This is a genomic window from Olivibacter domesticus (genome assembly GCF_900109575.1).
GTDB lineage: Bacteria > Bacteroidota > Bacteroidia > Sphingobacteriales > Sphingobacteriaceae > Olivibacter > Olivibacter domesticus.
This window is the reverse complement of sequence record NZ_FOAF01000001.1, coordinates 1,300,491-1,325,921: the sequence shown is the minus strand read 5'-3', so window position 1 is coordinate 1,325,921 and position 25,431 is coordinate 1,300,491. Positions and strand designations below refer to the sequence as shown.

21 protein-coding genes are annotated in these 25,431 nt (G+C 42.3%); 11 read left to right on the top strand and 10 right to left on the bottom strand.

Translation table 11 applies throughout. The features are described from left to right. Positions 1-3: 3 nt before the first annotated feature. Both BMY50_RS05665 and BMY50_RS05660 read left to right on the top strand, forming a co-directional pair. Positions 4-1,557: a RagB/SusD family nutrient uptake outer membrane protein gene (locus tag BMY50_RS05665; RefSeq protein WP_093323620.1), complete on the top strand. Its 1,554-nt coding sequence runs from the start codon at positions 4-6 to the stop codon at positions 1,555-1,557. A gap of 3 nt (positions 1,558-1,560) precedes the next feature. Continuing rightward, positions 1,561-3,885, top strand: a complete 2,325-nt coding sequence (locus BMY50_RS05660; protein WP_202907746.1) for an alpha-L-rhamnosidase-related protein — start codon at positions 1,561-1,563, stop codon at positions 3,883-3,885. Between the two features lie 63 nt (positions 3,886-3,948). Here the strand turns inward: BMY50_RS05660 and BMY50_RS05655 are convergent, their stop codons facing one another. The 6 genes from BMY50_RS05655 to BMY50_RS05630 all read right to left on the bottom strand — a co-directional run bounded on the left by BMY50_RS05655 (position 3,949) and on the right by BMY50_RS05630 (position 15,015). Continuing rightward, positions 3,949-5,778 (bottom strand): glycoside hydrolase family 2 protein, encoded by a 1,830-nt coding sequence (locus BMY50_RS05655; protein WP_093319976.1) that lies wholly within the window; start codon positions 5,776-5,778, stop codon positions 3,949-3,951. 46 nt (positions 5,779-5,824) lie between these two features. Then, the gene (locus BMY50_RS05650; protein WP_093319971.1) at positions 5,825-7,156 is read right to left on the bottom strand and encodes a DUF3863 domain-containing protein; all 1,332 of its coding nucleotides are present in this window, start codon (positions 7,154-7,156) and stop codon (positions 5,825-5,827) included. Between the two features lie 16 nt (positions 7,157-7,172). After that, positions 7,173-8,609, bottom strand: coding sequence for a DUF3863 domain-containing protein (locus tag BMY50_RS05645; RefSeq protein ID WP_093319967.1), 1,437 nt, complete (start codon positions 8,607-8,609; stop codon positions 7,173-7,175). Between the two features lie 79 nt (positions 8,610-8,688). Next, on the bottom strand, positions 8,689-10,350 hold the full coding sequence (locus BMY50_RS05640; RefSeq protein WP_093323618.1) for a RagB/SusD family nutrient uptake outer membrane protein: 1,662 nt from the start codon (positions 10,348-10,350) through the stop codon (positions 8,689-8,691). A gap of 19 nt (positions 10,351-10,369) precedes the next feature. Further along, the gene (locus tag BMY50_RS05635) at positions 10,370-13,753 is read right to left on the bottom strand and encodes a SusC/RagA family TonB-linked outer membrane protein (RefSeq protein ID WP_093319964.1); all 3,384 of its coding nucleotides are present in this window, start codon (positions 13,751-13,753) and stop codon (positions 10,370-10,372) included. A 239-nt stretch (positions 13,754-13,992) separates the two neighbouring features. Beyond that, positions 13,993-15,015, bottom strand: a complete 1,023-nt coding sequence (locus BMY50_RS05630; protein ID WP_139202213.1) for a FecR family protein — start codon at positions 15,013-15,015, stop codon at positions 13,993-13,995. 142 nt (positions 15,016-15,157) lie between these two features. Between BMY50_RS05630 and BMY50_RS05625 the strand changes: the two genes are divergently transcribed. Next, complete coding sequence (locus BMY50_RS05625) at positions 15,158-15,700, top strand: RNA polymerase sigma-70 factor (RefSeq protein ID WP_093319955.1); 543 nt, start codon at positions 15,158-15,160, stop codon at positions 15,698-15,700. Between the two features lie 242 nt (positions 15,701-15,942). On the opposite strand, the gene BMY50_RS05615 is transcribed toward BMY50_RS05625, so the two are convergent. From BMY50_RS05615 to BMY50_RS05605, 3 genes are all read right to left on the bottom strand, one after another. Next, on the bottom strand, positions 15,943-16,746 hold the full coding sequence (locus BMY50_RS05615) for a helix-turn-helix domain-containing protein (RefSeq protein WP_093319949.1): 804 nt from the start codon (positions 16,744-16,746) through the stop codon (positions 15,943-15,945). A gap of 18 nt (positions 16,747-16,764) precedes the next feature. After that, the gene (locus tag BMY50_RS05610; RefSeq protein WP_093319945.1) at positions 16,765-17,166 is read right to left on the bottom strand and encodes a GlcG/HbpS family heme-binding protein; all 402 of its coding nucleotides are present in this window, start codon (positions 17,164-17,166) and stop codon (positions 16,765-16,767) included. 99 nt (positions 17,167-17,265) lie between these two features. Continuing rightward, positions 17,266-18,054 (bottom strand): SDR family oxidoreductase, encoded by a 789-nt coding sequence (locus BMY50_RS05605; RefSeq protein WP_093319940.1) that lies wholly within the window; start codon positions 18,052-18,054, stop codon positions 17,266-17,268. A gap of 452 nt (positions 18,055-18,506) precedes the next feature. On the opposite strand from BMY50_RS05605, the gene BMY50_RS05600 reads away from it, so the two are divergent. The 7 genes from BMY50_RS05600 to BMY50_RS05570 all read left to right on the top strand — a co-directional run bounded on the left by BMY50_RS05600 (position 18,507) and on the right by BMY50_RS05570 (position 23,707). Then, complete coding sequence (locus BMY50_RS05600) at positions 18,507-18,944, top strand: hypothetical protein (protein ID WP_093319936.1); 438 nt, start codon at positions 18,507-18,509, stop codon at positions 18,942-18,944. 33 nt (positions 18,945-18,977) lie between these two features. Beyond that, entirely contained in the window at positions 18,978-19,364 is a 387-nt protein-coding gene (locus BMY50_RS05595; RefSeq protein WP_162276540.1) for a helix-turn-helix domain-containing protein, read from the top strand. Between the two features lie 84 nt (positions 19,365-19,448). Then, a complete protein-coding gene (locus BMY50_RS05590) occupies positions 19,449-20,099 on the top strand; it encodes an HD domain-containing protein (protein ID WP_093319929.1) in 651 nt (216 codons plus the stop codon). Between the two features lie 187 nt (positions 20,100-20,286). Further along, on the top strand, positions 20,287-20,664 hold the full coding sequence (locus tag BMY50_RS05585) for an iron chaperone (RefSeq protein ID WP_093319924.1): 378 nt from the start codon (positions 20,287-20,289) through the stop codon (positions 20,662-20,664). 56 nt (positions 20,665-20,720) lie between these two features. Beyond that, positions 20,721-21,188 carry a VOC family protein gene (locus BMY50_RS05580; protein WP_093319919.1) on the top strand — a complete coding sequence of 156 codons (468 nt, stop codon included), beginning with the start codon at positions 20,721-20,723 and terminating at the stop codon, positions 21,186-21,188. A gap of 318 nt (positions 21,189-21,506) precedes the next feature. After that, the gene (locus BMY50_RS05575) at positions 21,507-22,319 is read left to right on the top strand and encodes an HAEPLYID family protein (RefSeq protein ID WP_202907743.1); all 813 of its coding nucleotides are present in this window, start codon (positions 21,507-21,509) and stop codon (positions 22,317-22,319) included. A 356-nt stretch (positions 22,320-22,675) separates the two neighbouring features. Continuing rightward, positions 22,676-23,707 (top strand): hypothetical protein, encoded by a 1,032-nt coding sequence (locus BMY50_RS05570; RefSeq protein WP_139202212.1) that lies wholly within the window; start codon positions 22,676-22,678, stop codon positions 23,705-23,707. A gap of 175 nt (positions 23,708-23,882) precedes the next feature. On the opposite strand, the gene BMY50_RS05565 is transcribed toward BMY50_RS05570, so the two are convergent. Continuing rightward, positions 23,883-24,797: a helix-turn-helix domain-containing protein gene (locus BMY50_RS05565; RefSeq protein WP_093319911.1), complete on the bottom strand. Its 915-nt coding sequence runs from the start codon at positions 24,795-24,797 to the stop codon at positions 23,883-23,885. 226 nt (positions 24,798-25,023) lie between these two features. Between BMY50_RS05565 and BMY50_RS05560 the strand changes: the two genes are divergently transcribed. Next, entirely contained in the window at positions 25,024-25,425 is a 402-nt protein-coding gene (locus BMY50_RS05560) for a GlcG/HbpS family heme-binding protein (protein ID WP_093319908.1), read from the top strand. The last annotated feature ends 6 nt before the right edge of the window (positions 25,426-25,431 follow it).

Below are 25,431 nucleotides of genomic sequence, written 5' to 3'. Positions count from 1 at the left end.
TTGATGAAAACTAAATTGATATATGCTTGGATTGCTTGCCTTATAATAATTTCCTGTAAGGAAAGCGAGTTGGATTTAACACCGCAAACGAGTGTGAGTTCAACAACATTTTTCAAAAATGAAGCAGAGTTCCAACAGGCGATTGTATCGGCATACAGCAATCTCCGTACAATAGCCTTCACTGGGATATATATGGACGAAATGCGTTCCGATAACACCTTTTTCACCTATTATTCGTCTGATAGGGGTACGGAAACAAGTGTGGAGGCTATGGCGACTTTCCTTGACAACAGTTTATCAAGTGCTGAACCAAACAATCCGGGAAATAGATATGGCAATGATTATTCGGGTATAGCCAAAGCAAATACCGTGCTTACGCGTTTAGAGACCACCACGATAGAACTGTCACCGGAAGCCAAAGACGATTTAGCTGGCCAGGCATTGTTTCTCCGTGCTTTTTATTATTTTGATCTGGTGACGCATTATGGAGGTGTGCCCTTGCATTTGACAGAAATCACCAAAGAAGAGGATGCTTTTCTGCCGAGAAATACCTTAGAAGAGGTGTACAATCAAATTATTGATGACTTGAATAATGCAATTCCTAAACTGCCTGTTGTCAGTACCTTTCCGCAGAGTGGTAGAGCTACCAGAGGTGCGGCTAAAATGTTACTGGCTTATGCCTATATGACTAAACCGAGCAGAGAGTATGCAAAAGCAGAAGCGGAATTGCTCGATATAACACAAATGAACTACGAACTCTTGCCAAATTATGTGGATGTTTTTGATATCAACAATAAAAATAACAGAGAATCTATTTTCGAAGTCCAGTTCAAGGCAGGCAATGATGGTCAACAGAGCGATTTTATCTGGAGGTTTATTCCCAAAACGACTAATAGTGAAGCCCTTTTGGGTTTACGGGGCACCAATGCCCGCGGTGGACTCTCCAGTGGCGGATGGAATGTACCGACACAGGAGATGATCGATTCTTATGAGGCAAATGATAAAAGACTACCAGCATCCATAGGCGTGGCCGTAGGTACGCAAACGGGAGAATCGATTGCCATCAGTTCTGTAGAAAGTCCAGAGAATTTTAGTCCACCCCAAGGTAAGTCATTTCATTATTTTGTGCGGAAATACCTGCATCCCCCTTATCAAGTAGAATGGAATACAGGCGATAATTGGCCGGTTTATCGCTATGCGGGTGCATTATTGTTATTGGCAGAGTGTTTAGTTGAACAGAATAAGTCAATGGAAGCCTTGCCCTACCTCAACCAAGTCCGCAGAAGGGCGGGGTTACCCGAATTGTCGGAGGCAACAGAAACGACCGTGGCAAACGAGATGCGCCATGAGCTTGCTTTTGAAAATCATCGCTGGACCGATTTAATTCGTAATGGCAAAGCGATAGAGACACTTATGCAAAAAGGGGAAAGATTAAAAGCCATTTACGGCTGGCTTTTGCCGGGCTCATTTAATGTGTCAGAGAATAGGCTAATTTATGCCATTCCCTCACGTGAAGTGCTTATAAATAGTAATTTGGTGCAAAATCCAGGCTATTGAGTTATGAAGAATTGTTTAAGAATGCTGTTCTGTTTTCTGCTCATATTTCTGGTTAGCGCTACCTGCTTTTCTCAGGTGGAGCAATGGGATGCAAAATGGATAGGAATTCCGCATACCCAAAAAGATACCAATATATGGACTGCCTTTCGAAAAGAATTTGATATTACAAGTTTATCAAAGACAGTCCGTACTAAAATTGCCACAGATTCTAAATATTGGCTTTGGATAAATGGAAGAATGGTCGTGTTTGAAGGACAACTCAAGAGAGGCCCTAATCCGCAAGACACTTATTACGACGAATTAGATTTAGCACCCTACCTTTCAGAAGGGAAAAACACAATCGCCATCTTAACATGGTATTGGGGCAGGGATGGTTATGACCACAAAAGCAGCGGGAAATCGGCATTGCTATTCGAGGTCACTACAGATAATGAGCGTATCCTATCAGATAGTACATGGAAGGTGCTCAGGCATCCTGCCTATGGCAATACCAATAGGCCTTTCCCTAACTATCGTCTACCTGAATTCAATATTTATTTTGATGCCAGGAAGGATGTTTTCCAATGGCAATCAACAGATTTTGATGATAGTTCCTGGGCGGATGCTATTGCATATGGCAAGCCTCCGATAGGGCCCTGGCACCATCTACTGAAAAGACCTATTCCATTTTGGAAAGATGAAGGCCTACTCAATTATGTTAATTCAGCAGATATACCCAAGCAGTGTACAGGTGAGCTGATAATTGCCAAGTTACCTAAGAATATCAGCATTACGCCCTACCTGAAAATAGAAGCTTCTGCAGGGCAGAAAATTGACATAAGAACAGATAACTATAAAGGTGGTAGCGAGTACAACGTACGTACCGAATATATCACCAAAGATGGTGTGCAGGAATTCGAAACTTATGGATATATGAATGGGCATGAGGTTCATTACCTAATTCCCAAAGGGGTAAAAATCATTGACCTCAAATATCGGGAAACGCGGTATGATACCGAAAAGGTAGGTTTTTTTAAAGCTGATGATGAATTTTATAACAAGCTTTGGGAGAAAGCCTATACCACGCTCAATGTCAATTTACGGGATGCGATCCAAGACCCAGATCGAGAAAGGGCTCAGTGGTGGGGTGATGCGGTTATACTGATGGGCGAAATGCTATATGCTTGTGATAGAAATAGTGAGAAAATTATGCAAAAAGCTATCCATAATCTTGTGGATTGGCAAAAGCCTAGTGGCGTGTTATATTCTCCTGTGCCGGCAGGAAGTTGGACGGGGGAATTGCCTGCTCAAATGCTTGCCGCTGTGGGGAAATACGGTTTCTGGAATTATTATCAATATACAGGTGACAGCGCCATCATCCACTATGTGTATCCTGCTGTCAGGAAATATTTATTACTATGGCAACTTGGCGGAGATGGTTTGGTAATTCATCGTGCAGGTGATTGGGATTGGATGGATTGGGGCAGTGATATTGATACACCGTTGATTGAAAATGCCTGGTACTATATGGCGCTCGATGCTGCTGTTAAAATGGCTCGGGCAACGGGGCATGAGTTAGATATCCCAGAATATCAGAAGCGGTTATCCTCCATAAAAGAGAATTACAATAAAAAATTTTGGAACGGTAAAGCATACAAAAGCTTGTTGAATAAGGGGGTCACCGATGATCGGGGCAATGGTTTAGCGGTTGTAGCAGGCATAGCCGATCGCGAGAAGCATGGAGCCATCAGAAGACTACTTCAAACGGAATACCACGCAAGCCCTTATATGGAAAAATATGTGCTGGAATCCCTCTTTATGATGCAGGACGCAACGGGTGCATTAGAGCGGATGAAGAAGCGATATGCCAAAATGGTTGAAAGCCCGTTGACTACGCTTTGGGAGGGTTGGGGTATTGGTGCAGAAGGTTATGGTGGTGGCTCATATAACCATGGATGGTCCGGAGGGCCGTTAACATTGATGGCGCAATATATAGCTGGAATTGCACCGCAAAAGCCAGGTTATAGGGTTTTTAGTGTTATTCCACAGCTCGGTAACTTAAGAAATATCAGATGTGTTGCACCCACAGCATGGGGGAATATCACCATGAATTTAACGAGGGGAGAACGAAAACTAAATTTAGATGTCAACATTCCTGTTGGTACGAACGCTTTGGTCGGTATACCAAGGGTGGATCCAAATTTCTCGAATATAGCAATAAACGGACTGGACTTGTTCAAAAATGGAAAATTTACGACCGGCAAAAATGGGCTGAGTTTTGTAAAAGAAGATAGCAATTATTTCTATTTTAATGTCAGAGAAGGCCAATGGACTTTTGAGCTATTTTAAAATTCAAGTTTTTCAGAAGTTAAATGGGCTTGTCTTCGTTTAAGATAAGCCCATTTAACTTCCTTACAAACCCCGTGTTCCAGCATTTTCATTCAATTCGTAACCATCTTTGATTACTGCTTCGTTGATTTCCTTGATACGTTCTAGCTGCATTTTTTCCACTTGTCTATCATAGGTCAAAACACCGTTCACTTCATGTTCAACATCCGTTGTCTGCGTATATATGGCCACACTGAGTCCCTTATATTTCATGAGCTGGTCTACTTGATTCATGAGCAAAATATAGCGATCTGTAAGTGCTGTCTGCGTAGGCTCATAGGCATATGCGTTATTTTCCACGGGCCACATATGGCCTCTGGTAAATAAACCTACACCCCCAAATTCTCCTAACGATGCCGCCCGGGCACTGTCAGGTACCGAAGCCCCATAAGGCCCTACATAAATGTGTGTATCCACAAAGTCCCCATTACCCGGATCCCCGTATGCTTTCTGATAGCTGGGGTTATTATTAAAACCGGAGTTACCATTAACCAATCGCGAAGGATCATACTGTTTTACCCAATCTGTAATGTTTTTTACATCAAAGGCTCCCCAATTTTCATTGAAAGGAACCCAAGCGATGATAGATGGCGAATTATAATGATCATCCATGATCGATTTCAGTTCCTTTCGAAACATTTCCCGGTATACCGTCGTGTCTTCATTAGGATACCAAATAGCTGGCATATCCTGCCAAACCAGCAATCCCAATTTATCCGCCCAATAATAAAAACGCTGAGGTTCCGTTTTCATATGTTTCCGAATCAGGTTGTATCCCGCCTTTTTTGTGTACTCGATGTCGGATTTTAAGGCCTCTTCAGTCGGCGCCGTCAACACCCCATCTGGCCAATAACCCTGATCCAGAAGCCCCAATTGCATAACAAACTTTCCATTTAGCAGCGGTCTTACTACACCATTTATTTTACCCAGTTTAATATCCCGCATGCCAAAGTAGCTCGTCACTTCGTCGGAAATACCTCCGGTTGCATCATAGAGGCTCAACTTTAAATCGTAGAGAAAGGGGCTGTCGGGCGACCAAAGCTTCGGGTTTTTTATGGGCAGATAAAAATACGAACCGCTAGTTGCATCGGTCTTGGCAATCAGTTGCTTACCATCATAAGCTGCAGCCGATACCTTTTCGGCTCCATCACTTTCTACCAATACTTTTAAGCGTCCATTATCCAGCTCAGGAAGTAAACGGATACGCTGTATAAAGTGTTTATTTACCGGTTCAATCCATACGGTCTGCCAGATGCCGGAAGAGAAGGTGTAATCACCCCGCGGACCATTTTTTCCGGATGGTGTTTTACCATCGTTTAGATCTTTGGCCGCTACTACAAGCGTGTTCTTACCGGTTTTTAGAAAGGAAGTGATGTTTAGGGAGAACGCATCATAACCTCCGGCATGGCTACCGGCTCTTTGTCCATTCACAAAAATAGTCGCATCATGATCTACAGCGCCGAAATGGAGAATAATCTGTTTGTTTTTCCAGGCAGCAGGTATTTCAAAAATCTTTCTATACCACATGTTTATTTCCTGTTTCCGCTGTATGCCCGACAAATATGATTCAGGGCAATAAGGAACGCGGATTTTTTCCGCTACTTTATCAAAAACCGCCGGTTTTTGCGGTTGCAGGGCATTGGGAGCATCCTTTCCCCCAAGATAATCCCACTTGCCATTAAGGCACATCCAGTTTTCTCTTTGCAATTGCGGCCGAGGATATTCAGGTAAAGGGACTTCTGCCTGTTTTGCCACTTCCGTCCATGGTGTAGGCAATTGAGCCACCTGGGCAGCAAGAGGGTACGCATTGGCAAAGAAAAGTAGAAACAGAATGAAATTTTGGTAAGTCGTCATAGTCATACAAGATTATACAATTTTTTTCAATTGGCAGCCGGAGGTATCAAAGATTAAGCTCAGGATAATACTGCCGAATTTCTTTCTTTGCTTGGTCCGAAAGATCATGCAGCGGAATGGGTTTATCCTGTGGCCTAGTCTGCTTCTGATTGATTTCACCCATCAGACTCCAGTTGCGGGTGGATCCGGACGCTGGCTCTTGCGCATCCTGCGTGTAAGAGGTGTAATCGATCACCATTTCTTTATTACCATCATTCAGCAGCGCCAGTCTAAACTTATCGTTCATAAACCAACGGATTTTCTTGTCGGCATCAGAACCGCCAATACCCGATCCCGTTTCTTCAAAGCGGTAATTGAAACGGTTATTTTCATAGTGTTTTCGCCAGCGCATGCCAAACTCACCCTGGGTAATCACCTTGACATCCGGCCAGCGCGTTTTTACGGCTTGTAACCATTTCGTTAAGTCGGAAGCCGGATAGGGAAGGCTTAATTCCCAACAATTGGTTACCCAACCAAAACCATTTAGCTCAAATCCTTTATCAAAGTGGATAGCAGTGGTGTGCAGCATTTCTTTCAACCCCGTCGCTAAACCGTATTTTCCAAGCGTTTCTATCGGGCCTACGCCCATCCGGCTATTGAATCCATCCGCACGTCCTTCTCTTCGGGCGGCGAGGAAGTCAGCCGTCCAACCATCCAGATTAACACAATCGATGAAATCGGCTTTTCCTTGGGCAGGCTTACAAAAATGCTCTTTGGAAGGATAAAATGGGTAAGATACCGCACCGTCGCCATCTTGGTTATCAATGGCGTATTGGCTCCAAATATTTCCCTGGCAAACATGTATTCCTTCCTTATTGGCCAGGTACTCCTGGTTTTTGGAGGAAAGGAAGCCGGCAACAATACTTAAGGGCCGATAACCGTTACCCACCATTTCAGTAACCCGTGCTAAGCCGTCGTGTAAATCTTGATTCACCTGTTCGATAGTGTTATAGGCGTTAGAAAAATAAGCTCCTGGAATAAAGGTAATTTCATCGCCATATTGCTTATGATAGGCAACCACTAGTTTTCTAATCTGCTGGTAATTGGCAGTAGTATCATGGAGGGCTAACCAGCTGAACGCCCAGGTCATTTTCGCGCCCGGAATTCCCGCTTCCAGGGCTTCCCTAAATTGGCGTACCTTTTCGGGGGTATGGAGTGCGCGTTCGTCTTCACCAACATTTTTGTCGCGGCTTACTTCAATTTGGTTGACGCGGATGATGGTATTAAAGGTCAGAAACCGATGGCCCATTAAGGCGTTTGCCGAGTGATTTTGCTGGCCATAACCCGTGTTTATAATAAGAATACAAGCTATTAGGTGTAATAATATACGAATCTTCATGTCTTCAATAATTTTTCTAATTGGTAAAAAGTGCTGGGTAGTATTTCTTGATCAGTTGCTGGTCGTGCGCGGTTAAAGCGCTCAACGGCTTGGGCTTATCCTGCGGGCGCAAACCTTTTTGATTCATCACATTGATCAGGCTCCAATCTTTTGCAGGCCTATCTGGCGACGGGTCTGCGGGTTCCTTTGCTGGAAGGTCATAACGGGTAAAATCAATGACATACGTGGGCGACGATTTTTCGTGCCAATTGCGTAATAAACCTAAACGGAATTCCTTATTCATAAACCATTTAATTTCCAGGTTATTGTACGAATCACCCAAACCCGATCCACGTTCGGTAAAATGATAATTCCAATCGTCATTGTTGGGGTGTTGCTGGCGCCAAAGGGTACCAAACTCACCAAAGGTAACGAAATGAGTATCTGGCCAACGTTTTTTTGTGCTGCTTACCCAGGTTTCCATCGCTTCGCAGATAAACTCCTGACCAAACTCATGAACCATTTGCGCTTCCCAAATATTGGTTACCCAACCGAAGCCGTTCTGTTCAAAACCTTTGTCGAAATGAATGGCTGTAGTGTGCATCACTTCCCGGTTTCCTAAATCAATGCCCCAACCTTTATACGTTTCTATAGGGCCAACACCCCGGCGACTATTATAGCCTTCAATGCCGTGGCCTATGGCACCACTTTGTCGAGCACAGATAAAATCCATTGTCCAGCCGTCTAAATTTACACAATCAATGAAATCGGCTTTTCCCTGTGCGGGTTTGCAGAAGTGCTCGGTTGAAGGGTAAAAGGGATAGGAGGGTGATCCATCCGCACCGCCACCATCAATATTATGCTGACTCCAAATTACCGCGTGGGCAACATGAATGTCTTCTTTTTCAGCAAGGTATTTTAAGTTGTCGGCAGAAAGAAAGCCACCCATAATACATTGAGGTTTGTAACCATTACCCACCATTTTTGAAATGAGCTGGATAGCCTCAGATAGCTCGCGGTTAATACGTTCGCGCGGTAAATACATTGCTGGGAAATAGCCGGGAAAATAGGAGACTTCATCGCCGTATTTTTGCTGGCAGGATACAATATAATCGCGGATTTGCTGATAATTTTCCCGTTGGTCTTCCAGCGCGTTTAAGGTAAAACCCCATGTTAGCCGTCCGCCGGGATTGTCTTTGGCGAAGGCTTCGCGCAGGGCGCGTACACCGTCTAAGGTATGCCAGCTCGACTCGTCTCTTGGATGTATTTTCACATCGCGCGAAACCTCCCAGGGCGTAGTTCGGATCATAATGCAAAGCGTTACGAAGCGATTACCATTAATAGTGAGCGCCTCCGTGCTCGGATTAATACCTGTTGGTTGAGCCTTTAGGTTATGAGAAAACGTTAAGAGAAGAAAATAAAAAAATAAGTGTAAGTGGTGTTTGTAATGCATTTGTTCTTTAAGGTGCTTCATAGTATACATAGTAGGGAATGGTAAAAATATAAATTAAACCAAATATTGCCGGAGTCGATTAATTGGCCCCGGCAGTAAATTACCAACCCGGATTATTGGGTAATAAATTAGGATTTAACGTTAACTCATCCAAAGGAACGGGATAATAATAATGTCTAGGCGTTCTGAAGAAACGGGCATTTGAAGGGTCAATAATCAGAAAGCCATTCGCATCTACATTACCCGGGTTGCCATCGTTCAACACCTTGAGTTGTTCATATTGCGTTCCTTTATATTTAATGCCAAGTAAGGGCTTAACAAGCTCTGTTTCGGCAGTTTTCCAGCGGCGCAGATCATCTCGTCGGAAACCCTCAAAAGCTAACTCGATGGTACGCTCGCGGCGGATTTCGGTTAACATATCCAAAGCGTTGCTGTTCACAAACGCATTACTTAGTGCCGGCATTTCTACCCCTTTCCGCGAGCGGATCACATTGATCGTTTGATTCAGCACATTATCACTGATTACACCATCTTTCTCAAAAGTGGCTTCAGCTAAGATAAGTAAGACTTCCGGATAACGGATAATATGGTAATCATAGATTGCTTCATTAACACCGGCAACGGTTTCGCCCATAAACTTCCATAGCTTATAGCCAGTGCGGGTTTCCGGGCGGACGGTAAATTTCGCGACACAAGAGTCGGGACCATTCGCATTGCGGTAATTGGTACCGGGCATGATAAAAGTTTGCGACATGCGAGGATCACGGTTATTGAATTCATCGCTGATTCTTTCATAGCCCTGAAAGCCCGAATTGCTTTTTTCGATGGGAAGGCCGGTGCTTTTGCAGAGGTACATATCAGCCAACTTTTTGGTTGGGGTGCCCCGCCATCCCCAGTATACGGAATGCGCGGCAGAATGCATGCGGATATCTTTCGCATAACGACTGTCGAAGATCCCTTCGTGCGAGTCATCGCCTTGATCAATAAACAGTTGACGGTAGCTATCGTCTCCTGCACCCTCAAATAGCTGATATTCGTTACTTTCGATAACTCGTTTAGCAGCATCTATCGCCTGATCCAGCAATTGACCATAGTCGCCCCGGTGCTGGTGATATTTGGCCCATGTTCCGGCAAAAAGGGCCACACGTGCTTTTAAGGCTAGCGCCGCGCCTTGGCTAACACGACCGAGCTCGCTCGATTGAATTTCACTTTGTTTAGGGAGTTTAGAAGCCGCTTCTTCCAGCTCCGACAAAATAAAGTCCTCTACCGCTGCCTGTGGCTGGCGCTTGCCATACAGCTCTTCAGAATCAGTGCTTAAAACACTTGTTAGAATCGGAATGTCATTGAAGCGTTTCATTAAGCGCCAATGGTTATAGGCTCTGAAAAAACGTGCTTCCGCTACATAGCGCTCTATTTCTGTTGGATCACCGGTATAGCTTTCGCTTTTTTCAATGATTTTATTGCAATTGCGCAGGTCTGGAAAGCGATTGCTCCATAAGGTGTCGCTAGTAGGAGCACTCCAGGTACCATTGCTGAAAACGTCAGGAGCTTGATTATAGCCGATATCGCTATCCACATCTTTGACGTCAAATGATTCAGCAGTGGCATATAATTGATTTACCGCCTTCATAAAATCGCTTGGCCCTTTCCAAAACTGGCTGTCGCTGAGGTCGTCTTTGGGGTTTAGGTCGATCTTCTGACAATTGACCATAAGCAGGAGCATCGCGATGGCTGTAAGGATTCTTGATGGATATTTTTTCATGATGGTATACATGTTACGTTTAGAAAATAAGGTTAAGGCCCAATGAATAATTACGTGCAAAAGGATAGCTCGTATAGCTGCCCCCACCTTCGATATTGCCTCTATCTTCCGGATCCCAGCCGCCCGGTGTATTGTGAATCTCGAATAAGTCCTCGCCACTGAAGTAGATCCGAAGTTTTTCAAGTTTGATCCGCTGGGTCAATTTTTTAGGGAAAGTATAACCGATCTGGAGGTTCTTGAGCCGTGCGTAGCCTACCCGATGGGTGGTGTTGGTTGAATATTGATAGTTATAAATGCGCTTATCCGTCAATGTAATGGCTGGATATTGAGCATCGGTACGTTCCGGTGTCCAGGTCTTGCCGTACCAATATTGGGCCGACTGGAACCAGGGGAAATGGAAAGGTTTGGAGGCTTCGCCTTCTAAAATCATGGTGCGTCTGCCTATGCCTTGAATAAAGGCCGTGAAATCAAAACCTTTATAAGAAGCAAAGAGGTTAACACCAAAATTATAGCGTGGGTTGGTGTCGCCCAAGTAAATCATGTCGCCCGAACCGGTTGTACCATTACCCAGTGCAGATAATCGGCCATCGCCATCCAAGTCTTTATATTTTGCATCGCCAACGCCTACCTGGGTTTGAATCATTCCTTCATTGGGGAAACGCGCCCGATAGTCGGCCAGTTCCTGCTCATTCTGGATAATGCCGTCAAACACATAGCCAAAGTAAGAATTCAAGGGGTAACCTGCCGGCGTTGCGTTGTTCCCAAGGGCGATCAGGTTGTTGCCGATCCGTTGCGTTACTTTATTTTTTGCATCGCTGATGTTGGCACGTACGGAATAACTGAAATCACCTACCTGGTCGCGCCAGCCGATATTGAGTTCCCAGCCCTGAATAGCCAGCTTACCGCTATTGGTGGTAGGTGCCTCAATACCGAGTGCCGACGGATAGGCAATGGGGATTAGCATGTTGTTATTGTTTTTCCAGAAATAGTCTATCGAACCATACAACCTATCGCGCAGCATACTGAAATCCATTCCGATATTTTTGGAAATAATGGTTTCCCAAGTTCTCGATTTCGACACGAGGTTGGACTGTGTGGCCAGTTGGCCGCGCTGCCCATTGCCGAAGGGATAATAGCCTGGATATAGGCTAATCAGTTCAATATAGTCGTAAGGGCCAATGCCCGACTGGTTACCCATTTCGCCGTAAGAAGCGCGCAACTTCAGGTCATTAAAAAAGTTAAGTTTTTTTATAAAGGATTCTTCCGCCACGCGCCAGGTTGCATTGGCACCAGGGAAATAGCCCCAACGGTAGTTAGGGTCAAAACGCGAACTGCCATCCGCCCTAAGGGTTGCCTCGAGGAGGTATTTATTGTTGAATGCATAATTGACCCGCGAGAAGAAAGAATTGATGGTCCAGGCATTACCTTGGCCCGAGGCTAGTTGGTCCTGTGCACTGCCTAAATTCAAGGGCATGGATTCCTGCTGATCGAAATTGATCCTTCTGGCGCGAAACATATCATAATTGGCCGATTCACTTGCCGCACCAACCATCACACCGATATCATGCTGCCCGATGGTTTTTTTATAGTCACCATATAAGGTGAAATTCTTATAAAGCGTTTTAGCATATTTTCGTTCGGCACTATTAGGGAGCCTAGCCGTACGATGATTGACATTATCCCAATTGTAGCTATATAACATTTTCTGCACAACGGAACTATCAACATCATTCTTTCGCACTACCGCCCTTCCCACCAGGTTCAGGTCTTTAGTTACTTTATACGTCAACTGGTTATTAAAGGTAAGATTTCCTCCAGTAAGCGAAGATTCTCCACCCTCTTCCAATACCTGTGCCGGATTGTCAAAACCTTCAAAAGTGTAAAACCTACCTGCCGGGTTACGAAGTGGCGCCCAGCTACGGGTTTTATACGTGAGTTCCCAGATGTTCTGCCCCTCACTGATGCCCGAAGAATAGTTTCGGTTATTGGCTTCATATGATAAATTAAAATCGTACTGTAGGTTTTTGGTGAGGTCAATGGTTGATTTTGCCCGCGCGTAATAGCGTTTATCATTATCGATACCAAATTTGGGCAGACCTTCCTCGCGGGCATGCCCCAAAGATACCAGGTAGGTATATTTATCACCGCCACCCGAAATACCAAGGTTGTAGTTCTGCAGACTGCCATTACCAATGATTAGTTTGTTCCAATCTTGGTTTTTATAGAATTTGGGATAGCCTGTCCATCGCCCCCAATTAGAGGTAGGATCTACGCGGTCGCTACCTTCCAGGATAAGCTGCAGCTCCTCTTGAGTATATTCGATAGGAAAAGAACCATCACTGATTTCCAGCGCCATCGCGGCATGTTCGTAGAGGCTGGCCGCTTTCTTCACCAAGGCGGGCGTTTTGAGCGAATAATAGCTGTCTAAAGAAATTCTAAGATCTTGGTTTTTCCGGCCGTTCTTGGTGGTCACCAAAATCACACCATCTGCGGCTCTGGCCCCATAAATGGCAGCCGTTCCGTCTTTCAAAACCGATATATTTTCGATGTCGGCAGGATTGATCAAACCTATATCACCTTCTGCTCCATCAATGAGTACGAGTGGTGAACCGCCGTTTATAGAAGATACATCGCGTATACGCAATGCAGGGCTGCTGCCAGGTGCTCCGCCATTACGAACAACGGTAAGGCCGGGAACCTGCCCTTGCAATGCATTGGCGGCATTCCGCACCGGGCGTGATTCGAAAGCACGGGAGTCTACGGTGGATACAGCACCTCCTAAGTTCGCCCTTTTGACGCTACCATAACCTACCGCTACTACCTCATCCATTTGTCGCATTTCTCCCCTCAGTGTGACGTTGATAGTTGTCCGGGCACCAATGGCCTCCTCGAGCGTATTATAACCTAGATAGGAAAAAACCAACACGCCGTCTGTTTCACTTAGCCGGAGCGTATATTTACCATTTGCATCAGTTAAAGCTCCGGTTTTGGTGTTTTTTAATAGCACGCTTACACCCGGTAAGGGTTCTCCCGTTTCGTCAAGTACTTGTCCGCTAATCATTTGCTGTTGACCGGTCGCCGTTTGCTTGACGCTTTTAGGGCTTACGGCGGTTAAAATCACATCCTTGCCGATAACCTTATAATCAACTTCTCTTGTGGGGAAAATATCTGCCAAAATTGCAAGAACCGCCTTTTTATCGGCCTTTATAGATACAGGCTGTTCTACGTCAACGAGGTTTCCATCATAAAAGAAACGAAAATCAGATTGTTCTTCAATCGCATCCAATACATCAATAATCCGTTTGTTTTTAAGCTCAAATGATAATTTAGTTTGCTGCGCATAAGAATCTATTGCGAATACAACATTGACTGACAAGAAAAAAAATGCCAGTATTAATTTCATGGTACGTAATATATTTGAGAATTTGCAATAACAATAACGCCAGCTCCAAGCGCGTTGGAGTTGATAGACAATTTTCATATTTTTGTTATGATTTAAGTAAAAAAAATAAATTTATTTTTTGATTTATTTTACACGGGAACATGCTGGTAACATGTTCCCGTGTTTTTGTTTTTAAGTGCTCTTATTCTATCATAGGCAATTACATTAGGTTTATACCAAGATCGTCCCCAATCTTTTTGTTAGCGTTGTTTGGTTATTTTTATTAAAGGTTTTGTTCTGGTGTTTGGTGTTGCATGTTCAAATGAATAGGTCATCTTCGATGCAAGCGTAATATAATCTAGTATTTGCTGTAAAGGTTTATTTTCAAAGGTACCCGTAAAGGTGCCTTGTTCAACAGACTTATCAGCGACTTCAATATCAACATCGTAAAATGCGCTGATGCTATTCAGTACCTCTTTCATTGGTGTTTTTCTGAATACCAAGCGATTGTGCAGCCAATCCAGCTCTCGATCGGTGTTAACTGTTGTTACGGATAGGCTGTTGTCTTTTGTTGCGTAAATTGCTTTTTCAGCCGGTTTTAAAAGTTTTTTTATTTTCTTTTCAGGAATAGCTAACTCAATACTTCCGGATATCAGTGTGGCTTGAACAGTATGGTTTTCCTGATTTTCTTCTACATTGAAAGCCGTTCCCAAAACATTGATATACATAGCGCCATCACCAACCTTTACCTGAAACGGTGCTTTTGCATTCGGTACGATAGAAAAGTACCCTTTACCATGCAAGGTAACTTGCCTTTCTTGATCCATTAAAGCCGGGTAACTAATACTGCTTCCTGCGCTTAGAAAAACCTGAGATCCGTCTGGCAGTTTCAGTTTGGTTTGTGCATGATTTTGAGCCGAAACCGTAACGAGGGTAGGGGTAGTTGTTTTTGGACTTGTGGTACTAAATAGCGTACCCAAGCCGAATAACCCGATAAGAATGGCCGCAGCGATGCTTACTCTTTTGATAATTCGCAACCGCCTTCTTCCCCGCATGCGCTGTTCAAGATGGTTGAATGCAGTGTGTGAATCTGTATGTTTTAGTTTCTGTTGTACTTGTCGAGCATCATAAATAAAAGCTATACGTTGCAACAGTTTTTGGTTGATAACCGAGCTATTAGCCCACTTTTCTACCAGTTGGTTTTCCTCAGCAGTAAGTGTTCCGGTGAGATAGCCCATCAAAGTAGACGCATCCGGTATTTCGTTATATTGGTCTTTACTCAAGTTTATGCTGTTTTATACAGGGACGACACATAACTGCCCGCATACCCTAAACCAAAATATTTTTTTCTTGTGTTTTATGGTAAATAATTGCTTTTGTTGCTATAGTGATAATCCCTATCTTTGCTCGCAACCTGATGATATTATGAATGATCTAGATCTCTTCGAAGCCATACGAGAAGGGAATTTATTTGCGTATAAAGAGATGTTTCTGAAATATTATGCGCCATTATGTACCTATGCTGCGCAGTTTTTATCCGATACAGATGCAGAGGAGTTGGTGCAGGATCTGATGCTGTATATTTGGGAGGCAAGAGACCATTTAATCATCTCCACTTCCCTAAAATCCTATCTTTTTATTGCCGTAAAGAATCGATCGTTCAACGCCATCCGCAAGCAAAAATATCGCGAGCGCATACATGCTAAACTTTACAGCAGTTTAGAGGAAGAGCAGCTAGATGATCCTGACTTTTATATGGTAGATGAATTAGCGGTTAAGATAAACGATGCCATTCGAGATCTCCCGGAAAGTTATCGCAAAACATTTGAGATGAGTCGTTTTGAAGGACTAACCAATGCAAAAATATCATCCAAACTTGAAGTGTCGGTTAAAACGGTGGAGTATCGAATAACCAAATCCTTGAAAATACTGAAAGGTAAATTAAAAGATTACATGATGCTGTTTTAAATCAAATTTCGCATTTACACACTTCTTATGAGTTTCTTTAGATTTTAAACAGGTAATAACTTTTTTAATTCCACATACAATGATTGGCATTAGATTAAGACCAGTAGGTTTTTGTTTCACTTTCTTTTTCCTGTTTGAAGTGAGATTTAGTGCTTTTGTCGATACATTGTATAGAGGGGCTAAACCGCTGTCATTTTTTGCCATAGGCAACAAAACAAGCCTGCTATTTTTTTAATTACTGTTTAAATTTCAGAAGTGGTCACACCGAACTTTTGTTTAAATGAAAAATAGAAATGTGACAGATTCTCGAAACCTAAATCCAGATAAATGTCAGTAGGCTTTCTCTTTTTATGTTTGATTAAATAGTAAGCTTCAGCCAGGCGTTTGTCACGCAACCACTGCTTCGGTGAAGTTTTGAACGTTTTAGTAAAGTCGCGCTTAAAGGAGGATAGGCTACGACCGGTCAGTTTTGCTAAGGATTCGACAGGCACATTGAACATATAGTTCTGTTGCATAAACTCTTCCAGGTCTATCTTGTAAGGCTCGGTAAAATCAAATAGCAAATATTTAAAATCCGGGTTGCTTTGCAATAACAGTTCAATGGCTTCCCGGATTTTGAGATCGGCTAGCTTGGGAGTTGCTTTCTTTGTTTTATTGATGTAAGGTACCAGAGAAAGAAAATAGCTTCTGAAAAACACATCCGACTCAAAGAAAAATACTTTATTGCCCGAATAGCGTTTATCAATAACAATTTTGTTTTCAAGGGCGTACTGCTTTAATACTTCCTGGTCAAGAATGATGGAGACGAATTGATATTTACCTTCCTTGGAAGGATATTTGGTTGTCCTGATCAATTGATTTCTCTTGGCCAGCACTACCGTATTATCTATCATCTCCTCACTGCCTTCGGCGTAAAAGGCATGCGTCTCTCCCGATATCTGGAAACCCAAAAAGTGCTCACCTATAAATTGTTCGTGCACCCTTTGCTTTTCGAAATAACAGGAGTACACCAACTTGTCAAATAATATCTCAATGATATCTTCCATATAACAAATATCTAAAATTTATAGGACAGCTTGGGCACCTGCTGAAGCAATCTCTTTATCCTGCTGAGGTGTTCCGCCCGAGGAGGCGATGGCTCCAATCACCCGTCCTGCTTCATTTTTTAAAACAACTCCGCCGGCAATGGTAAGCAGTCCCTGGTTGGAATTGAGCATTCCATAGCCGTGCATGCTGGCACCTGCAATGATAGTACCCATATCATCGTTATCTATACCGAACATGACTGCCGTCCTGGCTTTTTTGATGGCAAAGTCTATTACGCCATAAACGCTATCTAGTCTTGCAAAGGAAACTAAGTGCCCTCCGGTATCAACTATTGCAATGCTTACGGAAATATTTAACTGAGTGGCTTTTTCCTTTGCAGCGTCTAAAACCTTTGCTGCCTCGTTATAGGTGATGCTCATATCGTTTATTATTTGTTTAATGATCATGGAAGTTCAGTCGTGATTTGATTGCAGAATATATGGGTGCACAAATTTCATTCATGCATCCAGTTGATCCGTTTAGCTTTTTGCGGTCCAGGCATCAGCCTGCAGCTGCTTGATGAACTCCTCTGTGTCTTTTGGATGTACGTTCCTAAAGTTGCTGTTATCGTCCAGGGAGACATTTAAGATCACATCCGCCATAGATTGTGGGTCTAACTGGTTGGCCAGTGCCTCAGCAGTGCCATCAAAAGCGGAAGTAGGGGTAAAGTTGACAGTAGGATCGTACCAACGCGATATGGTATCAACGCCGCGATCATTGAAACCTGTACCGAACACGCCCGGATTGCAGGTAGCGATCTTGACATTGAAAGGTGCCAGTTCAGTTTTTAAACCTTCTGCAATCGCTTCAAGAGCATGCTTGGAAGCACAGTAGGCAGCAACGTAAGGTACGGTCCAAAGTCCGCCCATGGAGGAAGTGAAGACAATTTTACCTTTCTTTTTTGCAACAAACTTTTTAATAAAGCCCTGAGCCAGCTCTAAAGCACCGAACACATTGACTTCAAACATGGAGCGGATCAGATCTACCGGTTGTTCGGCAATTGGGCCACCTTCCATAATTCCTGCGTTGCTGATCAGGATATCAATATCATATTTTCTGTGTGCATTGGCGATATCGCTGACATTGGTTACATCCAGTTTATCAACAATAAGCTCAACACCTTTTTCCTTGGCTTCCCTGATCAGGTCGCTCATTTGAGGGTACACCTGCGTGGTGGCAATAACTTTATGGCCTCTTTTAGCTAATTCCAATGCAACGATTTTGCCGAAACCGCTTGCTGCTCCTGTAATTAAGATAGTCTTGCTCATTTTAATTTTTTTAATGATTAACTTATCTTACAAAGATGGACACTATTGTTATAAACGTTATTGCTGAAAAGCTCTATTATATATTGCTGGGTGGCTCAGATCTGTTTTTACTAAGGCTAGAAAGCAGGAGAGGAAATTAAAGAGAAAACGGCAACGTTCAACAATCAAGATCGAGGATGCTAATCCCTAAATAACTCTGCTATTAATCGACAGACTGTAAATTGTATGCTCACTATGATCTTTATGACAAACCGGAACCGGTAAAAATAGCATTAGATAAATTGATCCCCTGCAGGTAGCCTACTAACATTGATACAATCCAATAATTTACAATATGGCAACAAAAGTTTTGATATTGGTAGCAAGTGGGCAATTGCAAAACACGTTAATTGTGGCCTTCAATCTAGCAAATAAAAACTTATGTTTTTTATCTTTGCAAAAAGTCCAATTCAATGAAATCAGTGAGAGAGATTTTTACAGAACCGATTATCCCTAATTCTTTTTCAATTGAGCGGGTCGAAAAATGTGTTGTTGACACAACGTTTTCCAACAGACTTAGCTATCATCGTATAATATTGCTGGAAAATGGTGTAGGTACGTTAAATATCGATAATACTTCATTTGATGTAAGAAGCCACAAAATTTTCTTAATGTCCAAAGGGCAGATTTATAAGTTTGAAAATTCCTCCATGATTACCGGGTATGTCGTTTCTTTCGGAGATTGTTTTTGGGATAAAACACCTATGAGTGCCAGCAATTGTAAAGCAGTATTATTTAATAATACCACAACTAATCAACAGTTGCAGCTTAATGATCTGGAAATGAATGAATTTTCTTTTTTGTTCAACACGTTATTACGTGAATATAAATCACCACAGTACATTAATTAAATGGATGCAGTGGCGGCCTATCTTAAAATCATAATGATTAAACTGGCAAATGTGAAAATTACGGAAGAAGCCACTTTCGATAGTCAGGATTATATACTATACAGAAAATTTATGGAGTTGCTTAGTACCCAGTATCGTATCTGTCATTCAGTAAATGACTATGCCGAAATGTTGAGCATCACGGCTCGTAGGCTTAGTGAACTTTGCAAAAGATGCTGTGGTATAACTGCAAAAGAAGTTATCAGCGGACAGATCGTAGCCGAAGCAAAGCGGTGTCTACAGTTCAGTTCCAATCCCGTGAAAGAAATAGCTTACGAACTTAACTTTAATACCCCAGAGCAGTTCAGCCATTTCTTTAAGAAGAATACAAAAATATCTCCGGCTGATTACCGCGATCAATTTATCAGCATCGGAATGTAATGTAAATTTTGACATCCTAAACGTATCTATTGATATTCTCGAAGACCCATAATGAGAATAATTTTGTAGAAAAATATTTTCATTATGGCAGTAAATCGTTTAAAAAAAGTAGCCGGCATTATTATCCCGGACAGCAAAATTGCTACACAAGCTACAGAGCTTTTGTTGGAACATGGCACAGAATTTATCTACAACCATTCCCTGCGTGTTTTCTTATTCTCTTCGTTAAACGCACAACGTAATAATTTGGCTCATGATACAGAATTGCTGTATGTGGCCTCTGTGTTTCACGATTTGGGTCTTGTATCACATTATAGTAGTGAAAACTTCCGCTTTGAAGTGGACGGAGCCAACGCCGCAAGGGATTTCTTGAGAAGCCATGGAGTGGCAAAAGAAAAGCTCCAATTGGTTTGGGATACCATTGCTTTGCATACCACTATTGGCATTGCAGAGCATAAAGAAAATGAAGTAGCCTTGATGTATTCAGGAGTAGGATTAGACGTTATGGGAGAAGGTTACGAACATTTGACCACTGAACATCGGGAAGAAATTGTTAAAGCCTTTCCAAGAAATGATTTCAAACAAAAAATCATTCCTACTTTTTTTGGTGGATTTGAGCATAAAACCGAAACAACATTTGGTAATATAAAAGCCGATGTCTGTGCCTTTATGATACCCAACTTCAAAAGAAAAAATTTCTGCGATTGCATCTTGCACTCACCTTGGAGTGAATAAGCCACCAAAAGAGAAGGCAATTCACACCGTTGATCATAAGCACCCACTGATGTATTGGCATAATAAATACAACCGTAAAATAAATTTTGTCGTAAATCACCCTCTTTGTTGTCATTAATGCACATCACAATTACTAAATAGTCTTTGCATCTTTGTTATAGAGATTAATGGTTTAAAAAACAACATTATGAAACCGAATGCGAAGCCAAGCAACATAGACGAATACATCAGCGCTGCGTCCGAAAACGCACAGCAGAAGTTGAAGGAAATTCGGACCATATTAAAAGAAGTAGCGCCAAATGCTTCAGAAGAATTGAAATGGGGATATCCCGCGTTTGTCGAAAACCGAATTCTGTTTTCGTATGCAGCATTCAAAAATCATCTGAATTTTTTTCCTACAGCACCTGCAATGCAACCTTTCCTGAAGGAGTTGGCAAACTATACAACTAATAAGGACAGCATTCAATTCCAGTATGATGAGCCCTTACCAATCGAACTCATTAAAAAAATAGCTGAGTATCGGGTAAACGATTTGAAAGAAAATGATGCTAAATGGAAATATTGAAATGAAATCAATTAGTAATCGATAAATTATACAAAAACAATTAAAATCAAAAAGAAATGGCAAAGCAAACAATAACTCCATGTTTATGGTTAGAAAATGATGCTAAAAAAGCGGCAGAATATTATTTGTCCGTTTTCAAAGACGGCAGACTGATATCACACAAAGCTTTTAAAAACGAACCCGACGCTGGAGGTGATTTTGATACCGCTACTATTCATATCCTGGGAATGGATTTCCAGCTATTAGCAGCCGGACCAATGTTCAAATTCACGGAGGCGGTTTCATTTGTGGTGCACTGTAAAGACCAGGCTGAAGTAGATTATTACTGGGAAGCGCTCACTGCCGATGGAGGTAGCGAAGGTCCCTGCGGCTGGCTGAAAGACAAGTACGGACTTTCCTGGCAAATAGTACCGGAGCGATATTTTGAACTGGAGTCAGATAAGGACAAGGCAAAGCAGAAATATGCCTTTAAGGCAGTGATGAAAATGAAAAAAATAATCATTGCTGATCTGGAAGAAAAATAACCGTTGCCTGTATTTTAGATGTGGCGCAGATAAATATGCTATGGGATCTCTCCCGCTGGAAGTAACAGGATGTAAAAGCTACATCAACAGCACTTTGCAGGCATCCATTACACGGCCGTTGTCTAACAAATGCTTGGCCTTTAAATGCAGGGGTTGTTGAGCATGGGGTCGACGGCCATTTTTTTGCAAATATTTCATTGAAAAAACCTTTATATATTAGAGTTTTCTAATGTTTGGCTTATAAAAGCATGGTTTAGATTCAGATTTCTATATTTGGCAGCAGAATATAGATTTGATCACGACCTGTAGATAACGTTTATGCCACGCCACTCCTTTTTTGTTTATATTACCGCTTTTTTTTCCTGCATAAATACTTTTGCTCAAGAGGAGGGTAGTCAACCCGTGAAGATTGAACATGCTGAGCCCTTATACATTGATCTGATTCGGGATTTAGGCGCGAGAAAAGGCGAAAAAGAATGGAACTTTGGTTTTGGACTAACAGATAATAAGAAATATGATAGTTATCACGCACTGGTAGAATATGAATTTGCTCCCGCAAATAGATTAGGAGTGGAATTTGAAGTTCCTTTCACTTATTACGCCAGTCAGAATGGAACAAATGACGCTCCATCGTCCAGAATAGAGAGCGTTAAAAGCGCAATCCAATGGACATTTCTCGTTTCCGAAAAGTATAGGTCTAGTTTTGCTTTGGGGTATATCAATGAAATTATACTGGCGGATATTGAAAGTTACGGTAAAGAACCCTTTATCGGAGGAAACCTTTTCAATCCCTTTTTAGTTGTCGCCAAGAGATTGGGAAGCAACTTTCATAGCCTGGTTTATACAGGACCCCGCGTAGAAAAGATGTTTAATGAGAAAGAATGGAAAAGTAATTACGAGGTGAATACCAGCTTCCATTTTATGGTTCCCCAAACAAGAAACTTCGTTGGATTAGAGGTTAATAAAGAATTTGCCGCCAAAGATTTCAGCATGGTCGCACGCCCGCAATTAAGAGTAAGTATTGCAGATAACATGCTGATAGGAATAGTGACCGGCATCCCAATCGTTTCTGAAGGAGAAAAATTGAGCAGTTTCCTTCGTCTGATTTGGGAACCTGGGCATGATCACTAGATTTGTGCTATAAGAACGATCTAATGGATTTTCTATTCCTTTCTGTTGAACCGGATTACGAAGGTCGTTACCTTCAATCTTCGCATTTGTCGTCAATTTCGGCGGTTTAGAGACGGGTGGTATATTATCCTTCGTGACCACCACTTTGCTATTCAAGGTATGGTTTTGCCACTTCAAATCTGAATTTGATCACTTCGCCCGATTGCTGACAGTAAGATGTCAGTGGTAGTTTACATTTGTAGTCTAAACATGAATTCAACACACGAAATACTACTCCAAATATCCATAACTAAAAGTCCCATGATTTTATATACATTCTATTTACTCTCACAATCGTTATGAACGGCAAATATCCTATGAAAAAGATTAATATCCTCACCACAACTATTGCAACCTGTTTTATTTTATTTTCCGGCTGTAGAAAAACAGATGATCTTCCCGCTGCCCCGGATTTAGCCGAAGAGGAGCCCAGTCTCTGCGATACGCCCCCTCTACGTCTCTGGCTTTTTCAACAGTTTGTTAATTGGGGTAAAGAGCCAACTATCATTGCAGCCAGTGAGGAGCTACAAATGTCAAACCTGGCTAATTTTTACGCATTGCATTTTGAAAACAGTGCTGAAAACCAATATTTTGGAGTTAATGGTGAATATACCGATCAGGTTAATAAAACCTTCAAAGATCTGAAACGCTTTTGGAATATCGGGTCCATTAACGTCATCAAGGTTGCATCGCATGGTTCTATGCTGCAAGATCGGAGTAAAGTTTTTGAAATGTACAAAAGCGTTTACGGCTATAGTGATGACAAAGCAAACCACTACGCCGACTCGATAGCCACTTTACTTAAAAAGTATCCGCAGTTCCTCAATGGAGACCATCCCGCTTTTACTTTTAATCAATTTGCTATACCCGATACAACCATTGCTAATGTTGGTCAAATTCCGGCTAAAATTATTATTGGCGACGGATTATTACAGGGTTTCGCTGCACTTGGTTATGGAGATAATGCTCCGCAAGCAATTCTGGCTCATGAGTTCGGGCACCACATTCAATATGATTTGGGGATCTTAAAAACGGGTATGAAACTAATCCCAAAAACCTCCCGCCGTATCGAATTAATGGCAGATGCCTATGCCGCATACTTTTTGGCGCACGCTAGTGGAGCAGCTATGCAGTCAAATGATGTGCAACAAGTTGCTGAAGTCTTTTTTAATACAGGTGATTGCGATTTTGCGGTCGATTCGCACCATGGTACACCCCATCAAAGAAAGGCTGCTACCGAATGGGGATATAGTCTGGCCAAAAATTCCCATAAGCAGGATCACATTTTATCAACCGAAGAATTCGCGAGATTGTTTGACGCAGAATTGAATAATATCGTTAAAAAATAATTTTCCATAACTTTAAAAAAACCTCTTAGATGGAGACTAAACCCGATTAAATTTGTGCCTGGACATTGGCAAGAGACAATCTTCTTAGGCTTAAGCGTTCGGTCTCTAATGCCGGAAATATTAAAAATTTAGTATCCATGATTTTTTATTTTGGTTATGTGTAATTACACACGAGTTATAACCTTGCTTCACGGTATATTTTTGGGGTAATGCCTTCCAGCCTTTTGAACAGTTTTATAAAATAGTTAGGATTATTGAAGCCGGACTGATAGCAAGCTTCCGTGGTAGTGATGGTTGGATCTGCCATGATCTTTTTGGCCAGCTCAATCCTTTGCCGGATAACGTAGTCTAAAGGCGACATAAGAAAGGTTTCCTTAAAGGCTTGAAAGAAGGAAGGCTTACTCATACATGCCTCCCTTGCAAGTGTATCCACGCTAATCTTTTCTGTGAGGTGGTCATGAATATATTGTATAGCGGGCATAAAGCGATGATCTTGTTTCGCCCGTCCCTCATGGATGGTTTCCATGTTTTGGGTCTGGATGATTCTGAGTAATAAAAACTTCAAGGAAAGATCTGCCAACGCGTCCTTGGCTGTATTTTCTTCCATGCTAATGCTGATCAGCTTGTTGAGACTGCTTGCCAGTTCCCGGTTATTAAAAAAATGATACCGTGCGAAATTAAGTTTCCATTCGAAAGGGGGGGCGGTATTGGGATAATGCTCGTTAAGGAAAGCCAGGTTTTTGTTAACCATGTCCCAATCAAGAGCAAGCGTTGCACACTGTACCGGATGTTTCAGGTCCGCATCTGGGAAGTCAACCTTCATCGAAATGCCCTGAGGGAGAATAACGCTTTCTCCCGGCAGGAAAACAAACCCATCATCGCCGTCAAGCGACATAACTTTTCGTCCACGCATCATGCTGGAAATAACCAATCCATCATAAGACAATATTACATCGCTACACTGGTGGTAAGTTTCATAGATATTCAGCTCACAATGTTTCAGATTGAATACCCTTCTATGTTCCACCAGGGTATCCAGTGCGGTGCTGTCACTCAGGTTTATAGGCGCAAGTCTGCAAATATGGTCCATATTTTTGATTTAAGGGTACTCATCTTAACTTAGGCGATCAACTTGTTTATCTGTTAAGCACGTGCCAATATCTATTTCTAAAATTAAGAAAAAATAATAATAAGGTGGGCTAACCCGCTATATTTTCAAGAGGATCGTTCCATTAAAAAATAGGATCGTTCCATATCTTCAGGAATCATACCGCTAATATTGTATTGGGATATCCCAATACTAAAATATCTAAATTATGAACATTACCTTAAAACAGGCAGAAGCTGCTATTTTAGCAGCAAAAGCCAAAGCAATCGAGATCAATACTTTAATGAACATTGCAGTGGTGGATAGCGGTACCAATCTGGTCGCATTTGCACACATGGACGATGCATGGCTCGGATCCATTGACATATCCCAGAGAAAAGCCCGCACGGCCAGGTATTTCAATATGAACAGCGGTGAAATAGGTAAACTGTCTCAGCCCGGCGGCCCGCTTTACAACATCGAACATTCAAATGGTGGGCTTATTTCTTTTCCCGGTGGCGTGCTTATCAAAAATTCGGATGGTGTTATCTTAGGTGCTATCGGTGTTTCCGGCGATTCGGTGGAAAACGACCATATCGTTGCCCAGGCCGGCGCAGATGCAATTAAATAAAAATAA

Coding starts and splice junctions, on each gene's coding strand:
- BMY50_RS05660 (WP_202907746.1), top strand. CDS start 1,561: ATGAAGAATTGTTTAAGAATGCTGTTCTGTTTTCTGCTCATATTTCTG.
- BMY50_RS05640 (WP_093323618.1), bottom strand. CDS start 10,350: ATGAAAAAATATCCATCAAGAATCCTTACAGCCATCGCGATGCTCCTG.
- BMY50_RS05595 (WP_162276540.1), top strand. CDS start 18,978: ATGATTAAACTGGCAAATGTGAAAATTACGGAAGAAGCCACTTTCGAT.
- BMY50_RS05565 (WP_093319911.1), bottom strand. CDS start 24,797: ATGGACCATATTTGCAGACTTGCGCCTATAAACCTGAGTGACAGCACC.
- BMY50_RS05635 (WP_093319964.1), bottom strand. CDS start 13,753: ATGAAATTAATACTGGCATTTTTTTTCTTGTCAGTCAATGTTGTATTC.
- BMY50_RS05615 (WP_093319949.1), bottom strand. CDS start 16,746: ATGGAAGATATCATTGAGATATTATTTGACAAGTTGGTGTACTCCTGT.
- BMY50_RS05585 (WP_093319924.1), top strand. CDS start 20,287: ATGAAACCGAATGCGAAGCCAAGCAACATAGACGAATACATCAGCGCT.
- BMY50_RS05605 (WP_093319940.1), bottom strand. CDS start 18,054: ATGAGCAAGACTATCTTAATTACAGGAGCAGCAAGCGGTTTCGGCAAA.
- BMY50_RS05580 (WP_093319919.1), top strand. CDS start 20,721: ATGGCAAAGCAAACAATAACTCCATGTTTATGGTTAGAAAATGATGCT.
- BMY50_RS05655 (WP_093319976.1), bottom strand. CDS start 5,778: ATGACGACTTACCAAAATTTCATTCTGTTTCTACTTTTCTTTGCCAAT.
- BMY50_RS05650 (WP_093319971.1), bottom strand. CDS start 7,156: ATGAAGATTCGTATATTATTACACCTAATAGCTTGTATTCTTATTATA.
- BMY50_RS05560 (WP_093319908.1), top strand. CDS start 25,024: ATGAACATTACCTTAAAACAGGCAGAAGCTGCTATTTTAGCAGCAAAA.
- BMY50_RS05645 (WP_093319967.1), bottom strand. CDS start 8,609: ATGAAGCACCTTAAAGAACAAATGCATTACAAACACCACTTACACTTA.
- BMY50_RS05600 (WP_093319936.1), top strand. CDS start 18,507: ATGAAATCAGTGAGAGAGATTTTTACAGAACCGATTATCCCTAATTCT.
- BMY50_RS05575 (WP_202907743.1), top strand. CDS start 21,507: ATGCCACGCCACTCCTTTTTTGTTTATATTACCGCTTTTTTTTCCTGC.
- BMY50_RS05570 (WP_139202212.1), top strand. CDS start 22,676: ATGAAAAAGATTAATATCCTCACCACAACTATTGCAACCTGTTTTATT.
- BMY50_RS05590 (WP_093319929.1), top strand. CDS start 19,449: ATGGCAGTAAATCGTTTAAAAAAAGTAGCCGGCATTATTATCCCGGAC.
- BMY50_RS05610 (WP_093319945.1), bottom strand. CDS start 17,166: ATGAGCATCACCTATAACGAGGCAGCAAAGGTTTTAGACGCTGCAAAG.
- BMY50_RS05665 (WP_093323620.1), top strand. CDS start 4: ATGAAAACTAAATTGATATATGCTTGGATTGCTTGCCTTATAATAATT.
- BMY50_RS05625 (WP_093319955.1), top strand. CDS start 15,158: ATGAATGATCTAGATCTCTTCGAAGCCATACGAGAAGGGAATTTATTT.